This window comes from uncultured Anaerotruncus sp. (assembly GCF_902490045.1).
GTDB lineage: Bacteria > Bacillota > Clostridia > Oscillospirales > Ruminococcaceae > Anaerotruncus.
Genome location: NZ_CABUCJ010000114.1, coordinates 1 through 7,293, shown reverse-complemented (window position 1 = coordinate 7,293; position 7,293 = coordinate 1). Strand labels below are relative to the sequence as shown.

Annotated in this window: 9 protein-coding genes; 3 read left to right on the top strand and 6 right to left on the bottom strand. The window is 65.5% G+C overall.

What is annotated here, in order from left to right; genetic code table 11:
- Nucleotides 1-33: 33 nt before the first annotated feature.
- From RDM88_RS10575 to RDM88_RS10565, 3 genes are read right to left on the bottom strand one after another with little or no spacing between them, the layout of a single operon-like run.
- The gene (locus RDM88_RS10575; RefSeq protein ID WP_308754809.1) at nt 34-516 is read right to left on the bottom strand and encodes a prepilin-type N-terminal cleavage/methylation domain-containing protein; all 483 of its coding nucleotides are present in this window, start codon (nt 514-516) and stop codon (nt 34-36) included.
- Nucleotides 513-875, bottom strand: a complete 363-nt coding sequence (locus RDM88_RS10570; protein WP_308754808.1) for a type II secretion system protein — start codon at nt 873-875, stop codon at nt 513-515. Before RDM88_RS10570 ends, RDM88_RS10575 begins: the two co-directional genes overlap by 4 nt.
- A gap of 3 nt (nt 876-878) precedes the next feature.
- On the bottom strand, nt 879-1,469 hold the full coding sequence (locus tag RDM88_RS10565; RefSeq protein WP_308754807.1) for a hypothetical protein: 591 nt from the start codon (nt 1,467-1,469) through the stop codon (nt 879-881).
- Between the two features lie 190 nt (nt 1,470-1,659).
- Between RDM88_RS10565 and RDM88_RS10560 the strand changes: the two genes are divergently transcribed.
- Both RDM88_RS10560 and RDM88_RS10555 read left to right on the top strand, forming a co-directional pair.
- On the top strand, nt 1,660-1,800 hold the full coding sequence (locus RDM88_RS10560) for a hypothetical protein (protein WP_207654180.1): 141 nt from the start codon (nt 1,660-1,662) through the stop codon (nt 1,798-1,800).
- Nucleotides 1,800-2,369: a dipicolinate synthase subunit B gene (locus RDM88_RS10555; RefSeq protein ID WP_308754806.1), complete on the top strand. Its 570-nt coding sequence runs from the start codon at nt 1,800-1,802 to the stop codon at nt 2,367-2,369. The genes RDM88_RS10560 and RDM88_RS10555 overlap by 1 nt, the downstream gene beginning before the upstream one ends.
- A 53-nt stretch (nt 2,370-2,422) precedes the next feature.
- Here RDM88_RS10555 and RDM88_RS10550 read toward each other — a convergent pair whose 3' ends face one another.
- Entirely contained in the window at nt 2,423-3,799 is a 1,377-nt protein-coding gene (locus RDM88_RS10550) for a hypothetical protein (RefSeq protein ID WP_308754805.1), read from the bottom strand.
- A gap of 464 nt (nt 3,800-4,263) precedes the next feature.
- Here RDM88_RS10550 and RDM88_RS10545 point away from each other — a divergent pair, with 464 nt between their 5' ends.
- On the top strand, nt 4,264-4,908 hold the full coding sequence (locus RDM88_RS10545; RefSeq protein WP_308754804.1) for a polymer-forming cytoskeletal protein: 645 nt from the start codon (nt 4,264-4,266) through the stop codon (nt 4,906-4,908).
- Nucleotides 4,909-4,964: 56 nt separating this feature from the next.
- Here the strand turns inward: RDM88_RS10545 and gatB are convergent, their stop codons facing one another.
- A complete protein-coding gene (gatB, locus tag RDM88_RS10540) occupies nt 4,965-6,392 on the bottom strand; it encodes an Asp-tRNA(Asn)/Glu-tRNA(Gln) amidotransferase subunit GatB (protein ID WP_308754803.1) in 1,428 nt (475 codons plus the stop codon).
- The coding region (locus RDM88_RS10535; protein ID WP_308754802.1) for an amidase family protein at nt 6,389-7,293 on the bottom strand (905 nt) is incomplete at its 5' end. The genes gatB and RDM88_RS10535, both read right to left, overlap by 4 nt.

The window sequence follows — 7,293 nt, the reverse complement described above, 5'->3', positions numbered from 1 at the left end:
CCGGGGGCGTTTTTTGAATGTCCGGATGTACGGCTAAGGGGCGTCGGGCGGAATCCCGTGCAGCCGGATGGGCCGGTCGGCGCTGTAGAGACTGCCGCCCGCGCGGTCGCGCACGGAAATCGAGACGGTGCAGACCTCCCCGTCGAGGGAAAAGCGGAGGGAGACCTGCTGGCCCATATAGTAGCCGGGGTCGTAGGCGAGCCCTTCGACGACGGGCGGGCCGGCGTTCCCGTCGACCGTCTTTTCGCCGTGGCGGCCGGTGTAGGTGAGGGTCGCGCCGTCCGCCGAGACGGCGACGCGGGAGGCGAAGGAGAGCTCGTTTTTGAGCGCCTCCTCGATGCTGTTGGAGATTTTTTTCGCGTAGGAGAGGTCGATGCTGTGCGCGTGGATTTTCACAAAGCTCGGCAGCAGCGCGGCGATCCCCGCCATCAGCAGGGCGGAGACGGTCATCGCCACGATCATCTCGATGAGGGTGAAGCCCCTCTTTTTCCGCAGCAGGGCGCGCAGGCGGCTCATGGCGTTCCCCCCGTTTCCGCGGGCGCGTAGACGAATTTGCTCAGGCGCACGGTTCCGTCGCCGTTTGGAACCTCATAGGTGACGAGCCGCAGCTCCTCGTTCACCGTCCCGCCGAAGGCGAGGGAGAAATCGCGCGTCTCATAGGGCGCGGAGAGGTCCGCGCCCGCCTCCTCCGAAAGGGCGATGACCCGGTTGACCGCGTTTTCCGACTGCTGGGTGCGGACCGTGATGCGCGACGAAGTCACGAAGAGGGCCGAGACGACCGTCATTACAAGCGCGAAGAGCAGCACGCCGAGCACCGATTCGATCAGCGTAAAACCCTGTTTTTTCCGGAGCAGCTTCCCAATTTTCCGGCGCATGGCTCAGTCCTCCTTTACAAACCGGCGCAGCCGCCACTTCCCGGCGTCCGCTGCCGCGTCGAAGGTGCTGTGGAACCGGATGGACACCTCCCGGCCGTCGAGCAGGCAGGTGACGGCCAGATCGGCCTCGAGCGTGCCGGAGGCGGTATATTTGGCGCGGTTGTCCGGGTCGGCGGGGTCCCGCCGCACGGTGACGTCCGAGAGGAAGAAGGAGGCGTCCATCCGGACCGTCCGGCCGTCCGCACCTGGGTCGGCCGGGTCGGAGACGGAGATCTCCTCCGACCGCAGGACGTTCGCCGGGCCGCTGCCCGGCAAAAAGACCGAATCCCGGCCGTCTGGAATGCTGGCGGAGGCAGCGGCGGCCTGCTTCCACCCCGATACGAGCGGCTCGAACCGCCCCGCCTCCACCATGCCGTTGACCGATTCGGCCAGCGAGACGGCGTAGGCGTCGGCCTGCGCGCCGGCAAGCTTACGCTCGGCGCTCTGCATATTTGCGAGCGCCGCCGTCAGCAGCGTGAAGCCGAGCGCCGACAGGAAGGCGAAGACGCAGACGACCGTCAGCAGGACGTATCCCTTTTTGTTCCCGGTGCGCAAGGCCACACCTCCCCGCGAGTTTCTCAAGCCGCGTTTCCTACCTGTTATCATACCAGAAACAGCGCCTTTTTTCAACCGCGCATCCCTTCCAGAATCAGGACCAAAGCCCGCAAAAACATACAGGAAATGGTAGTGCAAACGACCGCTCCACCCTAAATTCCCACCCTATCCAAATGCGCGCTCTACCGGGGTGGACCTTGAAGCCGCCGGGGACCTCGGCATCAAAACGATCTGGGCGCTTTCGCTGCCTGGAAAAACCGCGCCGATCACCGCCGGGGAGATCATCCTCGACACGATCGGCAACTGCCTGTCTGAACAGGAGGTGCTGTGATGGACAAATTAAAACTGGGTTTTGCCATGACCGGTTCCTTCTGTACCTGGGCGAAGGTGCTGCCGGTGATGGAGGAGCTCGCGGGGATTTACGACGTGTTTCCGATCCTCTCCCCGATATCCTACGTCTCCGACAACCGCTTCGGCAGGGCCGCCGACTGGCTTGAACGGATCGAGCGGGCGTGCGGCCGCAAGGCGTGGCATACGATCGAGGAGGTCGAGCCGATCGGCCCGAAAAACCTGCTCGACGCGATGGTGATCGTCCCCTGCACGGGCAACACCCTCGGCAAGCTCGCAAACGGCGTGAACGACACCCCTGTGACGATGGCCGCGAAGTCGAATCTGCGCAACGGGAACCCGCTTTTGCTGGCGGTGTCGACCAACGACGCGCTCTCCGGTTCGGCGCGCAACATCGGCGTGCTGATGAACGCCAAAAACGTCTATTTCGTCCCCATGTCGCAGGACGACCCGGTCAAAAAGCCGACCTCGGTGGTGGCGCACTTCGACAAGGTGGGCGCGGCGCTCGAGGCCGCGCTGGCGGGAAAGCAGCTCCAGCCGGTCTACGCGTGAACCTCTGAACGGGAAAGGCCCCGGCCGCGTAAGCGGCCGGGGCCTTTCTGCCGTCACCGTTCCGGCAGGAACCGGACGGTCCGCGCGATGCTTTCGAGCTGTTCGCCGGTGACAGCCCCCTCCTCGAAGGAGATCGCCGCGTATACCAGCAGCTTTTCATCGTAGGATAGGATGGCCGGGCTGTAGAAGTCTGGCCTGCCCGCCATGCTGACCCCCTCCCATTCGGGGCCGTCCGCCTTGCGCATCACCCGGCAGGTCGCGGTGCAGGTCGTTTCGGTCATCGTGACGGGGGTGTAGTCGTTGTCCCAGTTGACGACCGAACCGAGCATCAGCTGATGATAGATCATCCGGTGAAAGTTCTCTTCGGTCGTCGGTCCCACGACCTCGAAGGTCATGTAACCGACGCTGCCGATCGGCGTTTCCCCGTCATAGAGGTCCATCGGGGTGAAGAAGCCCCCGGCGGGGGCCGTCTGCGCGGGTTTGCGGACCGTCCAGCCCTCGGGCAGGGCCATGCGCAGGGTAAAGGAGGGAATCTCGTAAATTTCGGCGTTGTAGTCCTCCTTGCCATCCTGGTAGGCGGGGAAGAGAATCTCCGTCTGCCGGTATCCCTCCGGCGTCTCGACGGAGGGGACGGGCAGCGGCGGGTCGAAGGGGCGCTCGTCCGCCGAGAGCCTGACGCTGTCCGCGATCACGCGGAGCTGTTCGTCGGTGAGGGCGCTGTCGAGCAGTTCGATACCGGTAAAATAGAGCAGATCGAGGTCGCAGAAGAGGACGCCCTTGTTCCGGTAGTCCGCGCCATCCTCGAAGAGCCGCGCGGGATAGCGGACCCGGCAGGTCGCGGCGGAAGTCCGTCCGGTCCGCGCGATGGGGGTGTAGCCATCGTCCCAGGTGCGAAAACCGGTCATCAGCCAGCGGTAGTAGCCCTGGTAGTCGGCGGGGGGCGCGTCGAAGCCGTAGTCCTCCCATGCCTCGATCGGTTCGTCGTCAAAGCGGTCATACCCCACGGTGCCGACGCATTGATCGCCGCGATAGAGGTTGACCGGACCGCGGAGCATCTCCGCATAGGTGCCCTCCCCCTCGTCGGGGAGCCGTGCGGTCCACCCCTCGGGAAGCAGCAGATCGAGTGTGACGAGCTCCTCCGCGCGGAAATCCGCCGCGCCGCTCCGGGCGGGAGGGAGGAGGTCTCCGTTTTCGTCCACGCGCAGCTTTTCGCCCGTCCCGACGCTTTCGCGGCCGTCGGGGAAGGCGATATGCACCTCGCAAAATCCCTCCGGAACGGCGGAATCGGCCGCCGATCTGCCGTCCGCTTCGGATACCGCCGCCGCGGTCGCCGGCGTTTCTCCCGGCAGAGACCCCGCCGGGGCGCACCCGCTCACTGCCAGCAGGAAGGCCGCGCACAATCCCGCCGCGCGGGCGGCACTTTTTCTCATCCTTCGGGTCCCCCTGTCCAATCTAATTTAAATCCAGTATACCTCCCGCCGGCGGGAAGCGCAAGATGGAATAAGGCGGACCCGGGAGTCGCGGCGGGGAGGGCCGCCGCTTTGAGAAGAGAGGTGGAAAAATTCCCTTTCATGGTCACAAAATGGAAAAATACTCAGTTAGACTCTTTCCGAAAAATTCCGCTAAACATCTAAAAAGTGTGATTGGATCCCGGTTTAAGGAGGCCAAACTCAACAATTCCGTTTTGGTAACAGAAAAAATTGCATGAATATGGGTAAAAATTTCTAAACATCTTGCAACAATTTGGAAAGTATTCTATAATGAAGTTACATTTGATCAAGGTGCGTCGGGCGCGCGGAAACGGCCCGCGGCAGACGCGCACGGATGCTTTCCACCGGCCGGAGGTGGTTTTGTCCGGCATGGGTTTGAGAATGGAAACGAGAGGATGGTAAACATGAGTGTAAAACGGATGCTGGCGACCCTGAAAAGCCTGTTTGGCATCGGCCTGATCGCTCCGGTGGCCCTGTCGGCTTTCGGCGGGTTCAGCATGCTGGCGGTGAACGAGGGCGGCAAGAAGGACCGCCGCCCGGCCCCGCCTGCGGAGGAGCCCGCGGCGGAGGAAGCCGCGGCGAGCCCGGCGCCCGCCGCCAAGGGCATGCAGAAGACGACCATTTCGGCGGGCACGTCGATCACCGGCACAATCCTGTCGGACGGGCATGTCGAAATGCTCGGCGAAATGAAGGGGGATATCGACGCGAAGGGCAACGTCCGCATCTGCGGGCAGGTGACCGGAAACGTCCAGGGTAACAACATTGAAATGGTGGCCTGCCGGGTGCAGGGAAACGTCACGGCCTCCGCCATCCTGACGATGGACGGGGAGTCGGTGCTGATCGGGGATATCGGCGCTGCGCGCGCGACGATCAACGGCCGCGTGAAGGGTAACGTCACGACGCGGGAGGCTGCGGTCTTCAACCAGAACGCCATGCTGCTGGGCGACGTCTCCTCCGAGCTGGTCACCGTCGACCAGGGCGCGGTCATCCACGGCGCCCTCAAGGTGCTCCGCGACAAGGAGATCGAGAAGGCGTTTGAAAACCTCTGAGCGAAATGATTTGCGGGGCCCGTTCCGGATTCGGAGCGGGCCCCGTTTTTTGCCGTTCAGTCGAGCAGGGAGCGGAAAATCTCCTGGAGCAGGGCGGGGTTGCCGCGTCCCGCCGTCCTCTTCATCACCCGCCCGACGAGGGATTGGAGCGCGGCGGTCCTGCCGCTCCGGTAGTCGTCGGCGGCGCGGGGAAGTTCGGCGAGCGCCTCGCGCGCCAGCGCAGTGAGCGCCTCCCGGTCGCTGATCTGCTCGAGCCCCTCCGCGCGCACCGCCTCGAGGGGGTCGCGGCCGGTGTCCCACAGCTCGCGCACGAGGCGGCGGGCGGTGCCGCTGTTGATCCGCCCCTCCCCGAGCAGGTCCGCGATTTTGGCCATGTGCGCGGGGGGCAGGGGGATGCTCCCTCCGTTCGGCCCGAGCAGGGGGACCGCGCTGCTCTGGATGAGGTTCGCCGCGAGCGCGGGATAGCGGGTAAGCGCGGCGGTTTCCTCGAAGTAGTCGGCTGCCTCCCGGCGGAGGGTGAGCAGCTCGGCGGCAAACGGGGTGATCCCCCAGCGTTCGACATACCTACGCTTGCGCTCGTCAGGCAGCGCCGGGATCTCCCCGCGCAGCGCGCCGAGCTCCTCCGGGGAAACGGCGATGGGCGGCAGGTCGGGGTCGGGGAAGTAGCGGTAGTCGTTGGCGTCCTCCTTGCGGCGCATCGAAAGGGTCCTGCCGGAGGCCTGGTCGAACCGGCGGGTTTCCTGTACGATCGCTTCGCCCGCCTCGACGGCGTCGACCTGCCGCGCGAATTCAAATTCGATCGCCTTGGTGATGAACTGGAAGCTGTTGAGGTTCTTCATCTCGGTGCGGGTGCCGAGGGTTTCCTCCCCCCTCCTGCGCACCGAGAGGTTGACGTCGCAGCGCATCGAGCCCTCGTTCATCCGGCAGTCGGAGACACCGGTGTAGAGCAGGACGGCGCGCAGCTTGTGCAGGTAGGCCCGGACCTCCTCCGCCGAGCGCAGGTCGGGCTCCGAGACGATCTCGATGAGCGGCACCCCGCAGCGGTTGCAGTCGACGAGGGTGCCCTGCCCCTCGACGTGCACGAGCTTGCCCGCGTCCTCCTCGATGTGGATGCGGGTGATGCCGACCCGCTTGGAACCGGTCTCCGTCTCGATCTCGAGGAAGCCGTTTTCGCAGAGCGGCAGGTCGTACTGGGAGATCTGGTAGGCCTTGGGCAGGTCGGGGTAGAAGTAGTTTTTGCGGTCCTGCCTGGAGTGGGGGGCGATGCGGCAGTTGGCGGCGAGCCCCGCCTTGACGGCGTATTCGACCACCTGCCGGTTGAGCACGGGCAGCGCGCCCGGCATGCCGGTGCAGACGGGGCAGCACTGGGTGTTCGGCTCCGCGCCGAAGGCGGTGGGGCAGGAGCAGAAGATTTTGGTCGCGGTCTTGAGCTCGCAGTGGACCTCGAGCCCGATGACCATCTCATATTGATCGCGCGCGCTCATGGCTGTTTCCCTCCCTCGCTCTGTTCATAGGCGTAGGCGGCGCGGTAGAGGAGCTGCTCGGAGAACGGCCCGCCGATCAGCTGCATCCCCACCGGAAGCCCCTGCGCGTCGGTCCCGCAGGGCAGCGAAAGCGCGGGCAGGCCGGCGATGTTGACCGGCACCGTGCACACGTCGCCCATATACATCTCGAGCGGACTGTCCCGCTTTTCCCCGAGCCGGTAGGGCGTGGTGGGCGCGACGGGGGCCAGCAGGAAGTCGAACCGCTCGAAGACGCGCGCGAAATCCCGCTGGACGAGGGTGCGCACCTGAAGCGCCTTCTTATAGTAGGCGTCGTAATACCCCGCGCTCAGCACAAAGCTGCCGAGCAGGATGCGCCGCTTGACCTCCGCGCCGAACCCCTGGCTGCGGCTCTCCCGGTAGAGCTCGCCGATGTCGCGGCAGCCCTTGGCGCGAAAGCCGTAGCGCACCCCGTCGAACCGGGCGAGGTTGGAGGACGCCTCGGCGGAGGAGAGCACATAGTAGGCGGGCAGGGCGTGGCGCAGGGTGGGCAGCGAGACCTCCTCCACCCGCACGCCGAGGCGCTCGTACCGCGCGGCGGCGGCCTTGACGGCGGCGGAAACCCCGGGCGAAATCCCCTCGCCGAAGAATTCGGCGGGGAGCGCGGCGCGTAGCCCCCCGACCTCCCGGCCGAGTTCGGAACCGAAGCTCCCCCACTCCCGCGCGAGGCTGGTCGCGTCGCGCGGGTCGTGCCCGGCGATCACGTCGAGCAGGAGCGCGGAGTCGCGCACCGTGCGGGTGAGCGGGCCGATCTGGTCGAGGGAGGAGGCAAAGGCGACGAGCCCGTAGCGGGAGACGGCGCCGTAGGTCGGCTTCATGCCGACCACACCGCAGAAGGCGGCGG

Excerpts from the sequence above, each read along its gene's own strand:
- RDM88_RS10575 (WP_308754809.1), bottom strand. The coding sequence starts at position 516 with ATGAGCCGCCTGCGCGCCCTGCTGCGGAAAAAGAGGGGCTTCACCCTC.
- RDM88_RS10570 (WP_308754808.1), bottom strand. The coding sequence starts at position 875 with ATGCGCCGGAAAATTGGGAAGCTGCTCCGGAAAAAACAGGGTTTTACG.
- RDM88_RS10555 (WP_308754806.1), top strand. The coding sequence starts at position 1,800 with ATGGACAAATTAAAACTGGGTTTTGCCATGACCGGTTCCTTCTGTACC.
- RDM88_RS10550 (WP_308754805.1), bottom strand. The coding sequence starts at position 3,799 with ATGAGAAAAAGTGCCGCCCGCGCGGCGGGATTGTGCGCGGCCTTCCTG.
- RDM88_RS10545 (WP_308754804.1), top strand. The coding sequence starts at position 4,264 with ATGAGTGTAAAACGGATGCTGGCGACCCTGAAAAGCCTGTTTGGCATC.
- gatB (WP_308754803.1), bottom strand. The coding sequence starts at position 6,392 with ATGAGCGCGCGCGATCAATATGAGATGGTCATCGGGCTCGAGGTCCAC.